1 protein-coding gene is annotated in these 318 nt (G+C 42.8%); it reads left to right on the forward strand.

All coding sequences use genetic code 11. The features are described 5' to 3' along the window. A partial coding sequence (locus AB4486_RS27995; RefSeq protein WP_372120084.1) for a cation:proton antiporter occupies positions 1 to 318 on the forward strand: 318 nt, incomplete at both ends.

Consider the following 318-nt stretch of genomic DNA (forward strand, 5'->3'; position numbering starts at 1 on the left):
TTACCGTTGGTGCTGGCATCAACTTTGATGTTCTATTCAACGACTTTGGTTTGATCATTGGCCTCACTCTTGGCGTTATGCTTCTTAAAGCCTTGGTGCTATTTACGTTGGCATTGATCTTCAAAATCAAAAACAGTGACCGTTGGCTGTTTACACTGAGCTTGGCGCAAGCCGGTGAGTTTGGTTTTGTACTACTAAGCTTCTCAGCTCAAAACCACGTATTACCTGCTGACATCGTTCAAACATTGTCGCTGGTTGTGGCACTTTCAATGTTCCTAACACCAGGGCTGTTCATTCTATTTGATAAAGTGATTCTTC

The organism is Vibrio sp. 10N.222.55.C6 (assembly GCF_041473395.1).
Classification (GTDB): domain Bacteria; phylum Pseudomonadota; class Gammaproteobacteria; order Enterobacterales; family Vibrionaceae; genus Vibrio; species Vibrio crassostreae_C.